This is a genomic window from Streptomyces sp. NBC_01635 (assembly GCF_045209715.1).
GTDB lineage: Bacteria > Actinomycetota > Actinomycetes > Streptomycetales > Streptomycetaceae > Streptomyces > Streptomyces hirsutus.
The window spans coordinates 5,038,683-5,058,578 of sequence record NZ_CP109277.1; the positions used below are offsets into that span (position 1 = coordinate 5,038,683).

The window sequence follows — 19,896 nt, forward strand, 5'->3', positions numbered from 1 at the left end:
ACCCGTCAAAACGCCCTGATATCCGTCGCCCTGAAACCGCCCGGCGGGTTGTATCCGGGAGTATCCTGAAATTACCGAGGACATTTCGCATAGGAGTTTCTAAGCTCCTGTCGTTCTCGGCGATTCACAACACCGGGCCGGTGTACACCGGCCCGGGGACAGGTCCGCGTCATGACCGCGACCATTGTGTATACGTCGGCGGTCGAGGAGCGGACCTTTTCGCTGCCCCTGCGTCTCGCGCTCGCCTCAACGGACACCCCTGGTGCTCTTCTGGACGGTGCCTGGTGGCCCCGCTCCCGCGACCTGGCGGCGGAACTTCCTGCGTTGACAGCGGTGCTGGATCCCCTTTGGGGGCGCATCACCCATGTCACGGTGAACCCGACCCTTTGGCCGGTCATCCCACGGAAGGTGCCCGTTGACGGGCACGTGGTGAGCGTCGGCTGGTTCAAGGCCGAGCAAGACCCCCACAAGCTGTTGCTGCTCTCCTACACCGTCGGCCGCTGGGACCTGCTGGTGATTCCGCCGCAGACGGATCCGGCCGTCGCCGCCTGGCTGATGACCGCGGCTACCGGTCCGCTGCGCAGCCACACAGCGAGTGATCTGCTGGCGAGGGCCGATTCCAACGGATGGTGACAGAAGCCGACCAGGCCCGAGAAGCGGTCTGGGACTCCGAGGGCGGCCATGGCGCCCGTGTGACCGCGCCGGCACGCTCAGCGTGATCCTCGAAACGGCCCCGGTGAAACCGCCGGGGCCGTCCTTTCAGGCGCAACACGTGAGAGTGCGCAACCCACAATCCACGGTACACCTGCAGGTAGTTTCCGACGTGATTCCGTAGGCTGACGCGAAGCATGAGCACATTCTGCTCGGACCTCAAGCACCGACGACCGGGCTCAGCAGCCGGCAGCGCCCGGCCGCCGGCAGAGTGCTTGCTATTCCGCACTACCGCGCCACTGCCCCTGGACACGGAACCAGAGTCCGGGAGCGTAGATCGATTCGACGACAGCGGCTTCGCCTTTGGTCACCCTGAGGATCCGCAATGCTCCGCTCGGAAGCAGGTCGTACTCGTACGTGGTGGGCGACTCACCTTCGGTGATGTCGTCGTAGGAGATATCTGCAGCCGCCGGCTCCGCGTATTCCTTGGGGGGCCGGTTCTCCACCAGCTTGATGAACACGCTCATACCTTGACGATAGATCCCTCGCGGTTTTCTCGCGTGACATGCCAGATCTCCCCGCCAACGGCCGCACCACCAGTCGGGCGGTATCGGCTCATTCCAGGGTGGCAAGGTGGTCGGCGGCGCCCCCGCGCCACTCGATCAGGAAGAGGGTCGCGTCGTCGCTGGTCGTGCCGCCCCGTTCCTCCATCAGGGCGTGGGAGAGAGAGCGCACCACCGCCCGCACTCCCTTCTCGGCGTGCTCGATGCGGTTGACCCAGGCGATGAGTTGTTCCACGCCGAACTGCTTCCCGCCGGCTTCGTGCTCCTCGATCAGGCCGTCGGTGAAGCACAGCACCCGGTCGCCGACCTGGAGCGTCTGCTCGCTGAGCCGGGGCTCGTCGCCGCCGAAGCCGACCGGCAGGGTGGTCGCACTCTCCAGTTGCCGGACGACCTGGTGGTTGCGGATCAGCAGCGGTGCCGGGTGGCCCGCGTTGACCCGTTGCAGGTGGCCGGTTGCGACGTTCAGGCGCATCATCTGCGCGGTGACGAAGTGCTCGGGCCCGAACTGCCCGGCGATGGCCCGGTCCATGAACGCGTAGATCTCGGACAGCCCGACTTCGGCGCGTCTGGCGTGGCGGTAGGCGCCGATGGCGACGGTTGCCATGGTGGCGGCGTCCAGACCGTGGCCCATCGCGTCGATCGTGGCCACGTGCAGGATGTCGTCGTTGAGGGCGTAGTCGAAGCTGTCACCGGCGACGCTGTAGGCGGGCTCGAGGATGCCGGCCACCGCGACCTGCGGGGTGGACATGGCCACTGGCGGCAGCAGGGACCACTGGATCTCCGCAGCCACGCTCATCGGCTCGCGCCGTCGGGTCTGGAAGAACTGGTCGGTGTAGCTGTGTTTGGTGACCAGCATGTCGGCGACCAGACCGGCGAGTCTGCGTAGCAGCCGCCGGTCGTCGTCATCGACGGTGTCCAGGGTGAGGGCCATCACTCCCACCTGGTCGCTGCCGTCCAGCAACGGCAGGTACATCCGGACGCCGTCGGCCTGCGGTACCTCCACAGGGGTCGCATACAGGAAAGCCGTGCCGGCGTGGGAGTCACCGATCGGCTCGGGCTCCCCGACGAACAGCCGCCTACCCGCCAGCGGCACCAGCACCCGCTGGCCGTAGTCCTGCAGCAGGATCGAGACGTCGCGGCCACCGACCCTGGCCACCTCTTCCGCGATCAGCGGGGCAATCAGCTGCGGCGGCATCTCGTGCGCCCGATCCAGCAGCACCCCCAGCAGCCGCTCACCGAACCCTTCCGACCGGTCCACCATGGCCTTGTCAGGCCGCCACCCACCGTCCGCCACAGCCGCTCCCTTTCACCACAGCAGAACCGGTTTCGCCCGCTGGGTGATCCTCTCCAAGGGGCCGCTCACCAGGCGGCTGGCCTCGGCCTTGGGGCTTGGGACAGACCCGGCTCACCTTGCAGATCCGCTCGAAGACCCACTCACGCGATCTGTACACCCGGGTTCCTGACCGACCGTGATCAACCCGCACAGAGTGACGCGGCTGACTAGCCTAAAGGGCTCATTACGCCAAAAGCGGCATGTCGCACCCGGTCGGGACAGGTGGCTCTCAACTTCGATGCCCAAACAGTGGCTCCCGATCTCGCTGTCCGAGCGGCTCCCATTCACCCTGTCGAAAACACTCTGCGGCACCCCGCCCCGCCCCACCCCGCCCGCGTGGTCCGGAACCCGCGCAGGCGGCGGGCCGAGGATCGCCCGGCCCAGCGCGGGGGCGGGTTGCGGATCGCGCCTTCCGCGCGGGGCACGCTGTGGGGCGTGGGGCGTCCTGTCCGGAGGCCGGCGGTCCGGTCGGTCATCCTTCCGCCGGTCGGCCGTCCTTCTGTCGGTCGGCCGTCCTTCCGCCGGTCGGCCGTCCTTCCGCCGGTCGGCCGTCCTTCCGTCGGTCAGTCGCCCGTCCGCTGGAAGGCGCCCACGGAGGCGTCGGCCGCGTCCTCGGTCCCTTCCTTGAGCGCCACCGGGCCGTACGACCAGGGGAGGTCCCGGGTGGCGGAGCCGCCGGGGAGACCGACCTGCAGGGTCTTGACGTCCAGGCTCTCGCCCGCGCCCTCCGGCCCGCGCACGTAGGTGATCGTGAAGGAGACCGATTCGCCCTCGGCCAGGGTCAGCTTCTGCGCCGTCGCGCCCTCGACGGGGGCCAGCGCGACGAGCTCGTCCCCGGCCGCCAGGCCCGCCTCGGGGAAGCCGTCCAGGACGCAGGCGGCACCCTGGTTGACGAGGTTCACGGGGACCTCGCCGGTGTCACCGGCGGCCGGGGCCTCGCTCGCGGGGCCGGCCTCCATGTCCACCGTCGCGCTCGAACAGGCCCCGCTCTCCTGCTTCGCGTCGTCCTTCGCCCCGTCCCCACCACCCTCGCCGCCGCAGGCGGTCAGCAGGAGGAGGGCGGTGACAGCGGTGACGGTGATCGGCATGGTGCGCATGAGGATTCCCCTGGGGTCGTGGAGCAGCCCCCAGATCATCACACCCCGGGGATCCCTCCCTGTGCATCCGGAGGGCCGGTGTCCTTGCAGCAGGAGGAGGCCCTATGACCCCAGTCCCGCGGTCGGAAGCCCCGACGGCAGCCGGCCGCCCTCGGCCTTCGTGTACGTCTCGGTGCCGAGGGAGCCCTCCCAGGTGACCTTCAGGGTGGACCCGCTCACCGAGTCGACCGTGCCGCTCGCCCGTTCCTCGTCGCCACCCGCGCACTGGAGAGTGATCGTCGGGGTTCCGGCATCCTCCTGTGTGGTGCCGCTGCACACGGTGCCGCCCGTGGCGAAGAGGGCCGCCTGCTCCCCGGTGAACATCAGCGCCACGGCCTTGCCGTCGACCGTGGTGATCCAGCTTCCCTCCAGCTCGCCCGCCGGGGCGCTGCTCGTGGCCGAGCCACCCGTCTCGTCCGTCCCGCCGGTGCCACCGCCGGTACCCCCGTCGGGATCGGCGTCGGCCGAGGAGGACGCCCCGGCGGACGGCGTGGAGTCGTCGCCGGAGTCGCTGTCGCCGCTGCACCCGGTGAGGACGAGCGCGCCGGCCAGGCCTGTGGCCACGACCGCGAGCCGTACGTGCCGGCGCGACACGGCGCGCCGGGAGCGCGACGCGGACGAGGCGGCCACTGAAGCCCTTACCGAGGACCCCTTCGAAAGCCTCTCCGAAGCCCCTTCCGAAGGCGCGTCCGAAGCTGCGTCCCGAGGCGCCCCCGAAGCCTCGCCCATGGCCCCCGACGAGCCGGCCGAGCCCGCCGACGTCCCCGTACCGCCCTGATCCACCGATGTCACCGCAAGCCCCCTGCCCTGTAGCCGGCCACGTCGGCCGGAACGACCGCAGTCAGCTAACAGGACGTACCCGGCACCCCACCAGCCCGGTGACCCACCCCGCACCGCACCGTCGCCGCGTGGTGACGGGAACGGGAAGGGGGAGGGGACGGGAAGGAGGAGGGAACGGCGTGGCGGCGAGGACGGCACCCGCCGCGCTGCGCGGCGGCAGCTCGTGAGAGTGGTCGGGAAGGCTCGGGAGACGGCCCTGCTTCGCTTCCTTGTGGCGAAAGCCAGTCGGCGGAGAAAAGAGACCGCTTGCAGGACTGGCGGGGGTGCGGGAGGACAGAGGGAGAAACGAGGGAACATGAAGGCCCCCGTACGCGTCTCAACCCACACGGGGTCCGGCAGGTCGGGCCGCAGGGCTGTAACTGCGGGAACACCCCGCGTGCACGTGCATCTGCCCATGCATTTGCACTTGAACAAAGCTATGATCCGGGTCAGTTGACCACTGCATCAATGGCAGCACCAGCCAGTGCACAACGGGGAGCGACCTGTGGACCACGACGTGTACGACGGTGATGTGTACGACGGCGACGTGTATGGCGTCGCCGGCGCGTCCCGCGTGTTCAACGGCATGGCGGCCACCGGGCTGAACGGCGTGGCCTGGCAGAAGAGCCGGCACAGCAACTCGCAGGGTTCCTGCGTCGAGTTCGCCCGGCTGCCGGGCGGCGAGGTGGCGGTGCGCAACTCCCGCTTTCCCGAGGGGCCCGCGCTCGTCTACACCAGGGCGGAGATCGAGGCGATGCTCCTCGGCATCAAGGACGGCGAGTTCGACCACTTGGTCGCCGGCTGAAGAAAGCGCCCGCCACGCCCACCGGCCGCATCGGCGCCGGCCTCGCCCGCCGCGTCGGCCTCGCCTGCCGTACCGGCCTCGCCCGGCACCCCCCGAATCCCGCGCGACGCGCGTAGAAGCGCGGCGCCCCGAGGTGCCGCTTCCGTCATGCGCCGCCGGGCGGCCGCAGCAGGAAAAGCGCCCAGACCATCTTGCCGCGCCCGCTCCGCATCGGCTGCCAGCCCCAGCTGTCGCTGAACGACTCGACCAGGAGCAGCCCGCGGCCCGACTCCGCGGAGAAGTCGTCCGCGGCACGGGTGACGGGACTGTCGTGGCTCGGGTCGCGCACCGCGCACACCAGCCGTCCGGTCCACCGCAGCAGATGCAGCCGCACCGGAGCTTCCTGGTCCGTCAGCCGCGGCGCGCAGGCCGGCAGGCCGTGCCGCAGGGCGTTGGTGACCAGCTCGGAGACGACCAGGCACACGTCGTCGAAGCGGTCGTCCAGGTCCCACTGGTCGCAGGTCTTCCGGGTGAACTGCCGCGCCTCGCGGACCGCTTCGTAGCGGGTGGGCAGGGAGCAGGAGGCGGCGTCGGACACGGCCGCGGGGTCCAGTGGCGGAAGGCCCTGCCGTAACGGCTCGAGCATGGTCGATCCATTCGTCCCCATGCGAGGCACTCCCGGGATTCGCGGTCGTAGCGATGCGGCGGTGGTGCGGAGACCATGGTTTCGGATGCGCACGGCAGATGCAAGGGCAGATGCACGTGCAGCTGACCGAAATAGGCCCTGCCGTACCGCTTGTTGGTCAATTTTTCCGCCATATTCACGCCCCTCCTGTCACTTCCGTGGCCTGCTCTCGGCTCCTTCCTGCTCGAAACCTCCACCCCGGTTCCCTTTCCGTAACCGGGCGAGTACTGCTCGAAGTGTTTTAGTGGCAGACTTCGGCCCCTGGCAGACGTTGGGGAGGCTGGCGAACGTGAGCGCGGGAGAGCCGGGATCGGTGGTGCGGCGCATGCTGCTCGGATCACAACTCAGGCGACTGCGTGAGGCTCGGGGGATCACGCGCGAGGCGGCGGGCTATTCGATCCGCGCCTCCGAATCGAAGATCAGCCGGATGGAGTTGGGCCGGGTGAGCTTCAAGACCAGGGACGTCGAGGACCTGCTGACGCTGTACGGCATCGGGGACGAGCAGGAGCGCGCCTCGCTGCTCTCCCTGGCCAGGGAGGCCAATGTCGCGGGCTGGTGGCACAGTTACTCGGACGTGCTGCCCAGCTGGTTCCCCACCTATGTGGGCCTCGAGGGTGCCGCCGCACTGATCAGGGCGTACGAAGTGCAGTTCGTGCACGGTCTGCTGCAGACCGAGCAGTACGCGCGCGCGGTGGTCCGGCGCGGCATGCAGGGCGCGAGCGGGGCCGACGTCGAACGACGGGTGGCACTGCGCCTGGAGCGGCAGAAGTACCTGTTCGCGGAGAACGCGCCCGAGTTCCACGTGGTGCTCGACGAGGCCGCGCTGCGCCGGCCGTACGGCGACCGCGAGGTGATGAAGGGGCAGCTCCAGCACCTGATCGAGGTCTCCGAGCGGCCCAACGTCCGGCTGCAGGTCATGCCGTTCGGGCTCGGCGGCCACTCCGGCGAGTCCGGCGCGTTCACCATCCTCAGCTTCCCCGAGTCCGACCTCTCGGACGTCGTGTACATGGAGCAGCTGACGAGCGCGCTGTACCTCGACAAGGCCGAGGACGTCGCCCAGTACGAGAAGGCGCTCAAGGAGCTCCAGCAGGACAGCCCGGGCCCTTCGGAGAGCCGGGACCTTCTGCGAGGTCTCCTCCAACTCTCTTGAAACACAAGTACGATGACGGCCGATCAGGCGCGCGCGGGACGGATCGCCACCGGGTCGTGCGGCCGGACCGGTCGCACCCCGATCGCCCGGCCGGTCGCACGCCGGTCGCATGCCGATCGCCCGGCCGGTCGGGGTGTGAGCCGATCCGGGGTGGGCCCGCTTCGGCAGCGAGGGATTGAGGGGTTGAGGGATCACATGTCGTCGTACTTCACCGACCTGGCCCAGCAGTACATCGACGGTGAGTGGCGTCCGGGCACCGGCTCCTGGGACATCATCGACTTCAACCCGTACGACGACGAGAAACTGGCGTCGATCACGATAGCCACCGTCGACGAGGTCGACGAGGCCTACCGGGCGGCGGCCCGCGTGCAGAAGCAGTGGGCGGCGACCAACCCGTACGCGCGCCGCGCGGTGCTGGAGAAGGCGCTCGAGCTGGTCGAGGAGCGCGAGGAGGAGATCACCGAGGCCATCATCGCCGAACTCGGCGGCACGCACCTGAAGGCGGCCTTCGAGCTCCACCTCGCCAAGGAGTTCCTGCGCGAGTCGGTGCACCTGGCGCTGCGTCCCGAGGGCCGGATCATCCCCTCGCCGGTGGACGGCAAGGAGAACCGCGTCTACCGCGTGCCCGTCGGCGTCGTCGGCGTGATCAGCCCGTTCAACTTCCCGTTCCTGCTGTCGCTGAAGTCGGTCGCCCCGGCGCTCGCGCTCGGCAACGGCGTGGTGCTCAAGCCGCACCAGAACACCCCCGTCGTCGGCGGGTCGCTGATCGCGAAGATCTTCGAGGACGCGGGCCTGCCCGGCGGTCTGCTGAACGTCGTCATCACCGACATCGCGGAGATCGGCGACGCCTTCCTCGAGCACCCGGTCCCGAAGGTCATCTCCTTCACGGGCTCCGACGCGGTCGGCCGCCACGTGGCCACCGTCTGCGCCCGCCTCTTCAAGCGCTCGGTCCTCGAACTCGGCGGCAACAGCGCGCTGGTGGTCCTCGACGACGCCGACGTCGACTACGCGGTCGACGCGGCCGTGTTCAGCCGGTACGTCCACCAGGGCCAGGTCTGCATGGCCGCCAACCGGGTGCTGGTGGACCGCTCGGTGGCCGAGGAGTTCACCGAGAAGTTCGTCACCAAGGTCAAGTCCCTCAAGGCGGGCGACCCGCGCGATCCCGGGACCGTCATCGGCCCGGTGATCAACTCCCGGCAGGCGGACTCGCTGGAAGGTGTCGTGGAGCAGGCGCTCGCCGAGGGCGCGACCGCCCTGGTGCGCGGCGCCCGGACCGACAACCTGGTCGAGCCGTCCGTGCTCACCGGCCTCCCCGCCGACTCCGCCCTGCTCCGGCAGGAGGTCTTCGGCCCGGTCGCCTTCCTCGTCCCGTTCGACGGCGAGGAGGAGGCCGTACGCCTGGTCAACGACACCCCGTACGGACTGAGCGGCGCGGTGCACACCGGGGACGTCGAGCGCGGGGTCAACTTCGCCAAGCAGATCGACACCGGCATGTTCCACGTGAACGACGGCACCGTGCACGACGAGCCGATCGTCCCCTTCGGCGGCGAGAAGCACTCCGGCAGCGGCCGGCTGAACGGCGAGGCGATGCTGGACGCCTTCACCACGCTGAAGTGGATCTCGGTGCAGCACGGCCGCAGCGGGTTCCCCTTCTGATCGGTTCGACCAGTCACTCTGATCGGTTCGATCAGTCACTTCTGACTCGCTCCTCCTTCCCGGGCCCTTGCGGACAGCAGCTGACCGCAAGGGCCCGTAGCGTCGTCGGTGTCAGAGAAACCGGGGCGGAAGCCCTCACCGACGAAAGGCGGCCGGCATGGTCACTCACGTGTCCGCGGAGACCCGGGGCGACGAGCGCGGGGCGCTGCTGGCGTTCATCGAGGAGCAGCGCGGGGGCATCCGCCGGTCGGTGCTCGGCCTCACCGACGAGCAGGCCGCGTCGCGGCCCAGCGCCAGTGAGCTGTCCCTGGCCGGGCTGCTCAAGCACGTCGCCGAGATCGAGCAGGTCTGGATCGCCCGTGCCAAGGGCGAGCCGCCGGCCGTCCACCGGGACGAGTCGAACTGGCACGAGTGCTTCCGGCTGGTCGGCGACGAGACCGTGGAGTCGTACCTCGCGTACTACGAGAAGGTGGCCGCCGAAACGGAGTCGTTCATCCGCGCGGTGCCCAGCCTCGACGACACCTTCCTGATGGCGAAGACGTCCTGGAACCCGAAGGACGAGTGGCTCTCGATGCGCTGGCTGTGCCTTCACCTGATCCGCGAGACCGCCCGGCACGCCGGCCACGCCGACATCATCCGCGAGTCCCTGGACGGCGCCACGGCCTTCGAGCTGGTCACGAAGGAGCGGGGCAGCTCCTGGGAGTGACCGCCCGCGGCCTACGCTGGAACCCATGTCAGCGATCCGTCTCCTCGTGCTCGGCGCGGTGCGCCAGCACGGGCGGGCCCACGGCTACCAGGTGCGCAACGACCTGGAGTTCTGGGGCGCGCACGAGTGGTCCAACGCCAAGCCCGGCTCGATCTACCACGCCCTGAAGCAGATGGCGAAACAAGGGCTGCTGCACGCGCACGAGATCGCGCCCTCGACGGCCGGGGGCCCGCCGCGCACCGAGTACGAGATCACCGCGGCGGGCGACGACGCGTACTTCGCACTGCTGCGCGAGGCCCTCGTCTCCTACGACCAGAAGATGGACGTGAAGTCGGCGGCCATCGGCTTCGTCGTCGACCTGCCGAGGCAGGAGGCGACGGCGCTGCTGAAGGAGCGGATCCGGCGCATCGAGGAGTGGCGGGCCGCGGTCACCGAGCACTATGTGCCCGAGGGCGGCCCCGAGCCGCTGGGCCACATCGGCGAGATCATGAACCTGTGGGTGTACACGGCCGACGCGGAGGCCGAGTGGACCAGGGGCCTGATCGGACGGATCGAGGGCGGCTCCTACACCTTCGCCGGGGAGGGCGATCCGTTCGTCGGCATCCTGGCCGAGGACCAGGAGAACCCGTACGCGACGGGGGAAAATCATCCCGGCGACGCTCGCTAATCGAATGTGATCAGTGTGTGGCAAGGGTGCACCGTCGAACGAATAGTCAACTTAGTGGTGAGGGGCCCGGTGGCCTACGCGGCGACCACCATCGAGGAAGCACGCAAGGCGTATGGCGGAAACGGTCGTAAAGGCGGCAGGCCCGCACTGGACGGGCTTGATCTGACGGTCGCGCGTGGCACGATGCGCTGCGTGCTCGGTCTGGTGGTGCTCCTCGCCGTCATTGCTGTGCTTGGCCGGCGCACTGGGGCGGTCCGGTCGGCTTCCTGGACACCGTAGGACTGCTCCTACCTCTTCCGCTTCGCGATGCTTTGACATCCTCCCCCTTCTGGAGAAGAGGGATTTCAACCCAGGTGGGTTGAGGTTCACGGGCGCTCGAGCGGCCGGTGGCCGCTGTCACCCCTCCGGCACCGGCTGTGCGCCGGGGGCGGGGGATCCCGCCCTGTCCTGCCGCGACGTTGACTGCTGCGTTCTCATCGGCGTTGCAGGCGAACCCGCAGGACACGCAGATGAACTCGGCTTGGCTCTTGCGCGAGTCCTTCTCGATCCATCCGCAGGCGCTGCACCGCAGTGCCGTAAAAGGCGCGGGGACATCCTCGACCCGGCCCGGAGCCTTCTCCCCGGTGCGCCGCCGCAGCAGGCCCCAGCCCTGGGAGAGGATCGCCCGGTTCAGCCCGGCCTTCTGTCGGACATTCGTACCGGGCTGCTCAGTAGTTCCCTTTGCCGAGCGGGTCATGGTCGTGATGCTCAACTTCTCGAACCGGATCAGATCGTACGATCTGGCGAGCATGGTGCTGGTCTTCTCGCACCAGTCTTTGCGCCGGTCTGCCTCTCGGGCCTTGAGTCTGGCGACCTCTGCGTACTCAGCGGCCTTGGCTTCGCTGCCTTTCGGCGCGCGGGCGGCGCGCCGTTGGTGTTTGCGAATCTGCGCGCACTCGCGGGTGGTGAGCTGCGGGCAGTTCAGTTTCCGGCTGTCGGAGAGGGCGACTGTGATCTTGATGCCCCGGTCGATGCCGATGACTTCGCCCGTGCCCGGTGCGCCGATCGGCTCAGGGATGACGGCAAAGGCGATGTGCCATTGGTTGTTGCGGAAGGTGACTCGGAACGTCTTCGCGGTAGGTAGCTCGGTGTGGGTGAGGCGGAAGCGGACCCAGCCGCAGCCGGGCACCTTTGCCCGCGCCCACCGGCGGTTCAGCTTCTGCACCACCACCGAGCGGCCCATCACCTGCCTGCCCCTGGCGTTCAGCCTCGGGGTGCCGTCGGCTTCCGACTCCGGCACGCGGTCGGTGCCGATGACGCGGAAGCCCTCGTGTACGTGCTTCCTGCGCCAGGTCGGCTTCCCGAACCCGGAGGTGAAACGGGCGGCTTTGGCCTTGGTGAAGTCCTTCAGGGCCTGTTGCTGCACATCCGCGTTCCCCGCAGCGAGCCACGCGTTCTCGCGTCGGGCCTCGGTGAGCTGGCGGCATTGCTCGGCGAACCCGGGCGCGGCCCTGCGGCCCGGCTGCCAGTGCGCGTGCTGCTCGACGGCCAGGTTCCACACGTACCGGGCATGCGCACAGTGCAGCAGCATTTGCTGCTCCTGCGGGCCAGTCGGGTACATCCGGAAACGTGACATGCCGCCAACCTAGCCCTGCCACTCGCTTTCCTCTTCGAACCCGGTCACGCTCACCCGAACGAGCGATCGACCCCACCGCCACCCACCTCTCCTGGCCCTCAGCTGCGCGCTGCCGTACCCGCTCATGACCAGACTCGTCGCCGTCGCCTGGCCCCTGGCCCTGCTCGCGGTGTTCTTCCCGCTGGCGGTACGGAGGTTCGCGCGGCTGAGCCGTTAGCCGTCCCCGGGGCCCGGAGCCGGGTCCGCTCATCACGGAGCGGGCCCGGAGCCGGATCCGCTCAGTGGTGGAAACCGGTGGCCGCGTTCTTGTCGCGGACGAGGGGCTGCGGCTGCCGGCGCAGCTCCGGGAGGAGCCGGGCCAGGTCCTCGACGAACAGGTCGGCGAGGTCCTCGGAGAAGCCGTTGCGGCACACCACCCGCAGCACCGACAGGTCCTCGCGGTTCGCCGGGAAGGTGTACGCGGGCACCAGCCAGCCGTTCTCCCGCATCCGCCGGGACACGTCGAAGACGTCGAACGCCGTCACCCCGGGCGCGGTCGTGAACGCGAACACCGGCAGCTCGTCGCCCCGGGTCAGCAGCCGGAAGTCGCCGAGCTCCGCGATCCGCCCGGCGAGCCCGCCGGCCACGTCCCGCGAGGCCTGCTGCACCGCGCGGTAACCGTCGCGGCCCAGCCGCAGGAACGAGTAGTACTGCGCCACCACCTGGGCGCCCGGCCGGGAGAAGTTCAGGGCGAACGTCGGCATGTCGCCGCCCAGGTAGTTCACCCGGAAGACCAGTTCCTCGGGCAGGGCGTCCGCGTCCCGCCACAGCGCCCAGCCGACGCCCGGGTAGACCAGGCCGTACTTGTGCCCCGAGGTGTTGATCGACGCCACGCGCGGGAGGCGGAAGTCCCACACCAGGTCCTCGTCGAGGAAGGGCGCGACCATCGCGCCGGACGCCCCGTCGACGTGCACCGGGACGTCGAGGCCGGTGCGCTCCTGGAGCTCGTCCAGCGCCGCGCACAGGTCCGCGACCGGCTCGTAGGACCCGTCGAAGGTGGAGCCCATGACGCCGACGACCCCGATGGTGTTCTCGTCGCACATCCCCGCGGCGGCCCGCGGGTCGAGATGGAACCGGTCGCCCTCCATGGGCACCTGACGGGCCTCCACCTCCCAGAAGGTGCAGAACTTCTCCCAGCAGACCTGGACGTTGACCCCCATGACGAGGTTCGGCCGGGCGTCCTTCGACGGGTACCGGTCGGCGTTGCGCCCCGACCAGCGGTGCTTGAGCGCCATCCCGGCGAGCATGCACGCCTCGCTCGACCCCGTCGTCGAACAGCCCACGGCCGCGGACGGGTCGGGCGCGTGCCACAGGTCCGCGAGCATCGACACACAGCGCCGCTCCAGCTCGGCGGTGCGCGGGTACTCGTCCTTGTCGATCATGTTCTTGTCCCGGCACTCCGCCATCAGGAGACCGGCCTCCGGCTCCATCCAGGTGGTGACGAAGGTGGCCAGGTTCAGCCGTGCGTTGCCGTCCAGCATCAGCTCGTCGTGCACCAGCTGATACGCCGTCGTGGGCGCCATCGGCCCGTCGGGCATCCGGTGCTTGGGCGGCGCCTGGGTCATGTCCCCGATGGGGTTGGCCGGGCCCAGGAAGGGATTGACGGACAGGGGGCGCTCATCGCGCTGGGGAGCATGGTGCAGCGGCATGGAGACCTCCGGGATTTCGTACGGGAGTTCGTGCGGGTGGGGGCCACAAGGACCACGGGGGCCACAGGGGCCACGGGGAGTGCGGGGAGCATGGGGAGCACGGGGGACGAGGGGGAGACGTCGCCGGGCCGGGGCGCACGGGCGGCCGGGCGCTCACCGGACCGGTGTCCCGTCCGCCCGCAGCTGCATCTGCGGGCGTCCCGTCACCAGCAGCCAGGCCGGCAGTGACGCGATGCACAGGAGCACGAGGACGCTCGGCGAGGCGACCAGGGCGGCGGCGACGAACAGGCTCACCCAGCCCTGCCGGGTGATGGCCAGCAGCACCCCCAGCACTCCCGCCGACACGCCCACCGCCGGCTGCACACCGGGTACCAGGGCGTGGGCGCACAGCCCGAGCGCGGTGCCGACGAACACGGCCGGGAAGATCCGCCCGCCCCGGAAACCGCAGGACGTGGCGACGAGCAGAGCGGCCAGTTTCACCACCGTCATGGTGGCGAACTGGCCGGCCGACCAGCCCCCGGGATCGGCCGCCAGCTCGGCGACCTCGTCGAGCCCCTTGAACAGCGTCAGAGGCCCGCCCAGGGCCGCCAGCGCGCCCAGCACGGCCCCGCCCGCCGGGAGCATCAGCATCGGGTGCCGAAGCCGCTGGAAGGCCCCGTGGACGTACGGGAGGGCGTGGACGGCGCACATGCCGAGCAGCGCGCCCACCGCGGCGACCGTGAGCGCCGCCAGCAGATCGGCCCAGCCGGGACTGCCGAACGGCGGCAGGCCCAGGTCGAAGCTGGGCTGCGACACCAGTGTGGCGGTGAGCGCGCCGGAGGCGGCGGCGGTCAGCGGGGCGAAGAGGCTGTCCCACAGACGCCCCTTGATCCGCTGTCCCGCCAAGGCCTCGGAGATGACGAGGGCGGCGGCCACCGGTGTACCGAACAGCGCGCCGATCGTCGCCGCCTCCGCGAGCACCATCCAGCCGCGCCCGGGGGCCCGGGGGGCGGCCCGTGCGCCCAGCCAGACCGCCAGAGAGACGTTCACGGCGATGATCGGGTTCTCGGGCCCCAGGCTCGGCCCGCCGGCCAGCATCAGGGCACTCGCCAGCAACAGCCCCGGCAGCACCATGGGCGGCAGCGCGGGGGCGTCCAGGCCGGTCGTCGCCGGGTCGGGACCGGCGTGTCCCGGTACCTTCCACACCACCAGACCGACCGCGATCCCGGTGGTGACCAGCACGACGAACATCCACAGCACGGAGTACCTGCCGACCCCGAGCGCGTCCGGCAGGACCTGCCACAGCACGTCCTGGAGCTCCTCGGCCGCCAGGCTCACGCCCGTCAGCAGCAGGCTGCACGCCACGCCCACGACCAGCGCGGGGACGACGGACGGCAGCAGGTCGCGTGCCCGGGTCGCCGGGGCGGCGGGGGGCTCCTGCTGCGCGCTGTCCTGGACCACGCGCACACGATAGACGGATCAAGCACCCAAAATTGTGCGAAACGGTCAGCGTGGAGCGGTCGGCGTAAAGGGCCGGTACGGACGGGCGGCCGGCGTGGAACGGTCGGAGGGCATCCGGCTTGCACCTCACGTGGCGTGAGGATCCAGGGTGGAGTGCGTACCGAGAAGGGAGCGGAAGTGAGTCATTCCGTGGGACAGGTGGCCGGCTTCGCCGGGGTCACGGTGCGCACCCTGCACCACTACGACGACATCGGCCTGCTCGCTCCGAGCGAGCGCAGCCGCGCGGGGCACCGGCGTTACACCGACGCCGACCTCGACCGGCTGCAGCAGATCCTGTTCTACCGGGAGCTCGGCTTCCCGCTCGACGAGGTCGCCGCCCTGCTCGACGATCAGGCCACCGGAAAAGCGGACCCGCGCGCGCACCTGCGCCGGCAGCACGACCTGCTGACCGCCCGGATCGAGAGGCTGCGGAAGATGGCGGCGGCCGTGGAGCACGCCATGGAGGCACACACGATGGGGATCGGTCTGACACCCGAGGAACGGTTCGAGGTGTTCGGGGACTTCGACCCGGACCAGCACGAGGACGAGGTCCGGGAGCGCTGGGGCGACACCGACGCCCACCGGCAGTCCCGGCAGCGGACCGCGTCCTACACCAAGGACGACTGGAAGCGCGTCACCGAGGAGTTCGACTCCCTCCACCTGCGCATGGCCGACCTGATGTCCGCCGGCGCCCCGGCCGACTCCGAGGAGGCCATGGACACGGCGGAGGAGCACCGGCTGTTCATCACGGGCGCGTACTACGACTGCGGGCACGAGATGCACACCTGCCTGGGCGAGATGTACGTCGCCGACCCGCGCTTCACCCGGACGTACGAGGACATCCGTCCCGGCCTGGCGGTCTACCTGCGCGACGCGATCGTCGCCAACGCGGCCCGGCACAACGGCTGAGCCCGTACCGCGCGGCGCCCACCGGGCGCTCCCCGGAGCCCGCCCGTCCCCTCCCGGGGGACCGGGCGGGCGCCGGGGTCACTCGCGTACGAGCACCACCGCGGTGCCGTACGCGCAGACCTCGGTGCCCACGTCCGCGGCGTCCGTGACGTCGAAGCGGAACGCCAGCACGCCGTTGGCGCCCCGCGCGCGTGCCTGTTCGACCAGGCGCTCCATGGCCTGGTTGCGGGTCTGCACGAGCGTCTTGGTCAGCCCTTTGAGTTCGCCGCCGACCATCGACTTCAGACCCGCGCCGATCTGGCTGCCGAGGTGCCGGGACCTCACGGTCAGGCCGAAGACCTCTCCGATCACCTCCTGCACCCTGTACCCCGGGACGTCGTTCGTCGTGACCACCAGGACGTCGGTCCCGGGGCCCTGTCCACCGCCGTGCTCCTCGATGCTCATGGCCCCCAGCTTCGTGGGGGAGGGGGCACGGTGCAATCCTGGGTACGCCCGTGGAACCTGGGCCGGGACTGCTGCGTTGATAGTTTTGGCAGCCACTCTCGCCCGCCCCCTCAAGCAGCAGGAGCCACACTCCCGTGACCACCCTTGCGCTCGGCCCCGAGTGGCTGAGCCCGGATTATCTGATCGAGACCTTCAGCCTTACCGGCATCCTGCTGATCGTCTTCGCCGAGTCCGGATTCTTCGCCTTCCTGCCCGGTGACTCCCTGCTGTTCACGGCGGGCCTCTTCGTGGCCGAGGGCAGCTACATCAGCCAGCCGCTGTGGCTGGTGTGCACGCTGATCGTGATCGCCGCCGTCCTGGGCGACCAAGTCGGCTACATGATCGGCAAGTTCTTCGGCCCGAGGCTCTTCAGCCGCCCCAACTCCAAGCTCTTCAAACAGGAGAACCTGGAGAAGGCCCACGAGTTCATGGAGAAGTACGGCCCCAAGGCGATCGTCCTGGCCCGCTTCGTGCCGATCGTGCGCACCTTCGCCCCCATCACGGCCGGTGCCGGCCGGATGAAGTACCGCACGTTCCTCACGTACAACCTCATCGGCGGTGTGGCCTGGGGCTCGGGCGTCACGCTCGCCGGCTACTGGCTCGGCCAGATCGGCTTCATCAAGGACAACGTCGAGACGATCCTCATCCTGATCGTCTTCCTCTCGGTGGTCCCGATCATCGTCGAGTTCCTGCGGGAGCGGGCCAAGAAGAAGCGCGGCGACGGGGACGCGGTCGCGGACGCCCCGCAGCAGGGCGAGTACGAGGCGTACGCCGCCCGGCAGGCGACCCCGTACGCCCAGCCGGTCATGGACGACGCCACGACCCAGCTCCGCCGCATCACCCCGGACGGACCGCCGCCCCCGCAGCACCGGCAGCAGGCCCCGCAGCCCCAGCAGCCCTACGGCAACCAGGGCCACCCTCAGCAGCCCCAGCAGCCGTATGGCAACGGCCAGGACGGCGGCTACGACCAGTACTACGGCGGGCAGTACCCGCAGGGACAGGGCGGTCAGGAGCAGGGCGGCCGGGGCCAGGCCCCGGACCCCCGCCGGCAGCAGCCCTACGACCAGGGCTACTGAGCCGCCGCACCGAACCACCCGTCCCCGGGGCGCGCGACACCCGCGCACCCCGGGGATCCGTGTGTCCGGGGGCCGGACGGCCCCGCCTCAGAAACCACGCGTCCGCTTCGCCGCCCTGCGCTTCTCGGCGGAGCCGATCCGCAGGAACAGCCGGGAGATCTCCGAACCGAGGTTCACCCCGATCGCGATGGCCATGGCGAGCGCCACGGCCTTCGAGAGGGACACCAGACCCGCGTCCACCTCGTTCTGGGCGATCGCCAGCAGACCGAAGTACGTGGCGGAACCGGGCAGCAGCGGCCCGATCGCCGCCGTGGTGTACGGCAGCGCCGAAGCGAACCGGTACCGGGCCAGCAACTGCCCGAACAGCCCGACCAAGCCCGCCGCCGCGGCCGTGGAGGCCACCGGGGAGATGCCGCCCGCGTAGGCCATCGCGCCGTACACCACCCAGGCGACGCCGCCGTTGAGGGTGACCAGCAGCACCGTGGCCCGCTCCTGCTGGAGCAGCACCGCGAAGGCCAGTGACAGCCCGAGCGACGCGGCGATCTGCCACAGCGGCCGCTCGGTCAGGACGAGTGCCGCGTCCGGGCTCAGCTGGGCGCCCAGCTGCACGCCGAAGTAGAGCGCCACCAGCACCCCGATCACGATGGCCGTGAAGAAGTACAGGACCTCCAGGAGCCGCGCGGCCGCGGTGATGTAGAAGCCGGTCAGGCCGTCCTGCACGCCCGCCACCAGGGCCCGTCCCGGCAGCAGGGCGAACAGCCCACCGGTGATCACCGCGGACGCCTTCACGTCCGCGTGCGCCAGCGTCAGCGCGACGCCGATCGCGGCCGGCGGCATCGCCGCCATCGTGAACTGGTAGAACTCCGGCAGCCCCCGGTCGGCGCACTTCCACGCCAGCCGGTCCCCGAGCATCGCGCCCATCGCCGCGGCGAGGAACACCAGGACGCCACCGCCGACCAGCACCGACGCCGAGCCCGCCAGCAGCCCGCTGGCCGCGTTCAGCACCCAGATGGGATAGGGGTGCCGGTTGCGGCGCATTTCCGCGAGCCGCCGGTAGGCCTCCTCCAGGGAGATGTGCGTCTCCTCGTCGCTGAGGTCGTCCACCAGCTGGTACACGGCCGCGAGACGGGTGTAGTCGGTGCCCCGGCGGCGCACCGTGCGCGACGCGGTCACCGGGTCCTCCACCAGCGACGGCTGGTGGGAGATCGACAGCAGGGTGAAGGTGACGGTCGGCTCGCACCGGTCCAGGCCGTAGGAGCGGCAGACGGCGAACATCGCGCCCTCCACGTCCTCCGCGCCCTCACCGCCCGCCAGCAGCAGCTCCCCGATACGCAGCGTCAGGTCGAGCACGCGCGGTACGGCGGGCCCGGTGTCGTCGTCGTGCCGCTGCACCAGCTCCGGCGCGGGCCGCTCGGTCACCGGCATGCGCAGCATGGTGCGCATCCGGTCCTGCCAGGGCGCGTCCCGGTGCAGTGCCACGGCCGGGACCCCGCGCGGCGGGGCGAACGCCGACGGAGCCTGCTTGGCCTGGTAGGTGCGCGGCGGGTTGAACGCCGAACCCTCGGTCTCGGCGGGCGGCTGCGGAGGCGCGTCCAGGCCCTGGGGCAGGGCGAACTCCGACGTCGTCTCCGACTCCGTGGGGCCTCGTCCGGCGCTCATCAGCGCCAGCCCTTCCGGAACGGCGAACTCCGACGTCGTCGACTCGGTATCAGCCGTGGCCGTCAGCCCGACCGGAGCGCTGAAGGCGCTCCTCGCCTCGTCCGACTGGGGCTTGCGGTCCTCCGCGTCCGTCACCTGCGCTGCACTCCCTGTACGACACGCCCGTTGTACCTCTGTGCCCCCGTCGGGGCCAGGTAGACAGTCCCCAGGGCTTCAGTATGCGCACGAGACGCGGAACGGGCCGCACGCATATGCGTGCGGCCCGTTCCGCGTCTCGTGCGACGAGGGCTCAGTGGCCGCCCGTCTCCTTGAAACGCTTGTAGGACCGCTCGATCTCGATCTCGGCGTCCGTCCGGCCGACCCAGTTGGCGCCCTCGACCGACTTGCCCGGCTCCAGGTCCTTGTAGACCTCGAAGAAGTGCTGGATCTCCAGACGGTCGAACTCCGACACGTGGTGGATGTCCCGCAGGTGCTCCACGCGCGGGTCCGTCGACGGGACGCACAGCAGCTTGTCGTCGCCGCCGGCCTCGTCCGTCATCCGGAACATGCCGATCGCGCGGCAGCGGATCAGACAGCCCGGGAACGTCGGCTCGTCGAGAATGACCAGCGCGTCCAGCGGGTCGCCGTCCTCGCCGAGAGTGTTCTCGACGAAGCCGTAGTCGGTCGGGTAGGCGGTCGAGGTGAAGAGTCGACGGTCCAAACGGATCCGACCCGTCTCGTGGTCCACCTCGTACTTGTTCCGCGAACCCTTCGGGATCTCGATCGTGACGTCGAACTCCACCGGTGGCTCCTCCATGATCAGCACATAGTTCTGGTGGTTAAGTGTCCCTCACGCAG

At 70.1% G+C, this 19,896-nt stretch carries 18 protein-coding genes and 1 pseudogene; 8 read left to right on the forward strand and 11 right to left on the reverse strand.

The genetic code is table 11. The features are described 5' to 3' along the window. Positions 1-171: 171 nt before the first annotated feature. A pseudogene (locus tag OHB56_RS23520) lies at positions 172-719 on the forward strand (DUF5994 family protein). Positions 720-929: 210 nt separating this feature from the next. On the opposite strand, the gene OHB56_RS23525 reads toward OHB56_RS23520, so the two are convergent. The 4 genes from OHB56_RS23525 to OHB56_RS23540 all read right to left on the reverse strand — a co-directional run bounded on the left by OHB56_RS23525 (position 930) and on the right by OHB56_RS23540 (position 4,247). Next, positions 930-1,178, reverse strand: coding sequence for a hypothetical protein (locus OHB56_RS23525; RefSeq protein WP_326754016.1), 249 nt, complete (start codon positions 1,176-1,178; stop codon positions 930-932). Positions 1,179-1,266: 88 nt separating this feature from the next. Then, positions 1,267-2,475 carry a PP2C family protein-serine/threonine phosphatase gene (locus OHB56_RS23530; protein ID WP_326757105.1) on the reverse strand — a complete coding sequence of 403 codons (1,209 nt, stop codon included), beginning with the start codon at positions 2,473-2,475 and terminating at the stop codon, positions 1,267-1,269. Positions 2,476-3,110: 635 nt separating this feature from the next. Beyond that, positions 3,111-3,644 carry a DUF4232 domain-containing protein gene (locus tag OHB56_RS23535; RefSeq protein ID WP_406355498.1) on the reverse strand — a complete coding sequence of 178 codons (534 nt, stop codon included), beginning with the start codon at positions 3,642-3,644 and terminating at the stop codon, positions 3,111-3,113. A 102-nt stretch (positions 3,645-3,746) separates the two neighbouring features. Beyond that, positions 3,747-4,247 (reverse strand): hypothetical protein, encoded by a 501-nt coding sequence (locus tag OHB56_RS23540; protein WP_406355500.1) that lies wholly within the window; start codon positions 4,245-4,247, stop codon positions 3,747-3,749. 760 nt (positions 4,248-5,007) lie between these two features. On the opposite strand from OHB56_RS23540, the gene OHB56_RS23545 reads away from it, so the two are divergent. After that, the gene (locus OHB56_RS23545; protein ID WP_388438688.1) at positions 5,008-5,307 is read left to right on the forward strand and encodes a DUF397 domain-containing protein; all 300 of its coding nucleotides are present in this window, start codon (positions 5,008-5,010) and stop codon (positions 5,305-5,307) included. Positions 5,308-5,452: 145 nt separating this feature from the next. Here the strand turns inward: OHB56_RS23545 and OHB56_RS23550 are convergent, their stop codons facing one another. After that, positions 5,453-5,932, reverse strand: coding sequence for an ATP-binding protein (locus OHB56_RS23550; RefSeq protein WP_406355502.1), 480 nt, complete (start codon positions 5,930-5,932; stop codon positions 5,453-5,455). Between the two features lie 364 nt (positions 5,933-6,296). Here OHB56_RS23550 and OHB56_RS23555 point away from each other — a divergent pair, with 364 nt between their 5' ends. The 4 genes from OHB56_RS23555 to OHB56_RS23570 all read left to right on the forward strand — a co-directional run bounded on the left by OHB56_RS23555 (position 6,297) and on the right by OHB56_RS23570 (position 10,150). Then, positions 6,297-7,121: a helix-turn-helix transcriptional regulator gene (locus OHB56_RS23555; RefSeq protein ID WP_326757107.1), complete on the forward strand. Its 825-nt coding sequence runs from the start codon at positions 6,297-6,299 to the stop codon at positions 7,119-7,121. 195 nt (positions 7,122-7,316) lie between these two features. Continuing rightward, on the forward strand, positions 7,317-8,777 hold the full coding sequence (locus OHB56_RS23560; RefSeq protein ID WP_406355504.1) for an aldehyde dehydrogenase family protein: 1,461 nt from the start codon (positions 7,317-7,319) through the stop codon (positions 8,775-8,777). Positions 8,778-8,934: 157 nt separating this feature from the next. After that, entirely contained in the window at positions 8,935-9,483 is a 549-nt protein-coding gene (locus OHB56_RS23565; RefSeq protein ID WP_406355506.1) for a DinB family protein, read from the forward strand. A 25-nt stretch (positions 9,484-9,508) separates the two neighbouring features. Next, positions 9,509-10,150 carry a PadR family transcriptional regulator gene (locus OHB56_RS23570; RefSeq protein ID WP_326754020.1) on the forward strand — a complete coding sequence of 214 codons (642 nt, stop codon included), beginning with the start codon at positions 9,509-9,511 and terminating at the stop codon, positions 10,148-10,150. A gap of 220 nt (positions 10,151-10,370) precedes the next feature. Here OHB56_RS23570 and OHB56_RS23575 read toward each other — a convergent pair whose 3' ends face one another. The 3 genes from OHB56_RS23575 to OHB56_RS23585 form a co-directional block, all read right to left on the reverse strand. Continuing rightward, positions 10,371-11,765 (reverse strand): RNA-guided endonuclease InsQ/TnpB family protein, encoded by a 1,395-nt coding sequence (locus OHB56_RS23575; RefSeq protein ID WP_406355508.1) that lies wholly within the window; start codon positions 11,763-11,765, stop codon positions 10,371-10,373. A 278-nt stretch (positions 11,766-12,043) separates the two neighbouring features. Continuing rightward, positions 12,044-13,453 (reverse strand): glutamate decarboxylase, encoded by a 1,410-nt coding sequence (locus tag OHB56_RS23580; protein WP_326754022.1) that lies wholly within the window; start codon positions 13,451-13,453, stop codon positions 12,044-12,046. Between the two features lie 153 nt (positions 13,454-13,606). Then, positions 13,607-14,893: an ion channel protein gene (locus tag OHB56_RS23585; RefSeq protein ID WP_326754023.1), complete on the reverse strand. Its 1,287-nt coding sequence runs from the start codon at positions 14,891-14,893 to the stop codon at positions 13,607-13,609. A gap of 177 nt (positions 14,894-15,070) precedes the next feature. On the opposite strand from OHB56_RS23585, the gene OHB56_RS23590 reads away from it, so the two are divergent. After that, positions 15,071-15,841 (forward strand): MerR family transcriptional regulator, encoded by a 771-nt coding sequence (locus tag OHB56_RS23590; protein WP_326754024.1) that lies wholly within the window; start codon positions 15,071-15,073, stop codon positions 15,839-15,841. Positions 15,842-15,919: 78 nt separating this feature from the next. On the opposite strand, the gene OHB56_RS23595 is transcribed toward OHB56_RS23590, so the two are convergent. Next, positions 15,920-16,285 carry a YbjQ family protein gene (locus OHB56_RS23595; protein ID WP_326754025.1) on the reverse strand — a complete coding sequence of 122 codons (366 nt, stop codon included), beginning with the start codon at positions 16,283-16,285 and terminating at the stop codon, positions 15,920-15,922. A gap of 134 nt (positions 16,286-16,419) precedes the next feature. Here OHB56_RS23595 and OHB56_RS23600 point away from each other — a divergent pair, with 134 nt between their 5' ends. Continuing rightward, a complete protein-coding gene (locus tag OHB56_RS23600) occupies positions 16,420-17,400 on the forward strand; it encodes a DedA family protein (RefSeq protein ID WP_406355510.1) in 981 nt (326 codons plus the stop codon). A gap of 87 nt (positions 17,401-17,487) precedes the next feature. On the opposite strand, the gene OHB56_RS23605 is transcribed toward OHB56_RS23600, so the two are convergent. Both OHB56_RS23605 and OHB56_RS23610 read right to left on the reverse strand, forming a co-directional pair. Beyond that, positions 17,488-19,194 carry a threonine/serine exporter family protein gene (locus OHB56_RS23605; protein WP_326754027.1) on the reverse strand — a complete coding sequence of 569 codons (1,707 nt, stop codon included), beginning with the start codon at positions 19,192-19,194 and terminating at the stop codon, positions 17,488-17,490. A gap of 154 nt (positions 19,195-19,348) precedes the next feature. After that, positions 19,349-19,840, reverse strand: a complete 492-nt coding sequence (locus OHB56_RS23610) for an inorganic diphosphatase (protein ID WP_042174359.1) — start codon at positions 19,838-19,840, stop codon at positions 19,349-19,351. Between the last annotated feature and the right edge of the window lie 56 nt (positions 19,841-19,896).

What these genes read in the sequence shown, in the direction of transcription:
- OHB56_RS23525 (WP_326754016.1), bottom strand. Translation starts at nt 1,178, where the DNA reads ATGAGCGTGTTCATCAAGCTGGTGGAGAACCGGCCCCCCAAGGAATAC.
- OHB56_RS23530 (WP_326757105.1), bottom strand. Translation starts at nt 2,475, where the DNA reads ATGGTGGACCGGTCGGAAGGGTTCGGTGAGCGGCTGCTGGGGGTGCTG.
- OHB56_RS23535 (WP_406355498.1), bottom strand. Translation starts at nt 3,644, where the DNA reads ATGCGCACCATGCCGATCACCGTCACCGCTGTCACCGCCCTCCTCCTG.
- OHB56_RS23550 (WP_406355502.1), bottom strand. Translation starts at nt 5,932, where the DNA reads ATGCTCGAGCCGTTACGGCAGGGCCTTCCGCCACTGGACCCCGCGGCC.
- OHB56_RS23555 (WP_326757107.1), top strand. Translation starts at nt 6,297, where the DNA reads ATGCTGCTCGGATCACAACTCAGGCGACTGCGTGAGGCTCGGGGGATC.
- OHB56_RS23560 (WP_406355504.1), top strand. Translation starts at nt 7,317, where the DNA reads ATGTCGTCGTACTTCACCGACCTGGCCCAGCAGTACATCGACGGTGAG.
- OHB56_RS23565 (WP_406355506.1), top strand. Translation starts at nt 8,935, where the DNA reads ATGGTCACTCACGTGTCCGCGGAGACCCGGGGCGACGAGCGCGGGGCG.
- OHB56_RS23570 (WP_326754020.1), top strand. Translation starts at nt 9,509, where the DNA reads ATGTCAGCGATCCGTCTCCTCGTGCTCGGCGCGGTGCGCCAGCACGGG.
- OHB56_RS23575 (WP_406355508.1), bottom strand. Translation starts at nt 11,765, where the DNA reads ATGTCACGTTTCCGGATGTACCCGACTGGCCCGCAGGAGCAGCAAATG.
- OHB56_RS23580 (WP_326754022.1), bottom strand. Translation starts at nt 13,453, where the DNA reads ATGCCGCTGCACCATGCTCCCCAGCGCGATGAGCGCCCCCTGTCCGTC.
- OHB56_RS23595 (WP_326754025.1), bottom strand. Translation starts at nt 16,285, where the DNA reads ATGAGCATCGAGGAGCACGGCGGTGGACAGGGCCCCGGGACCGACGTC.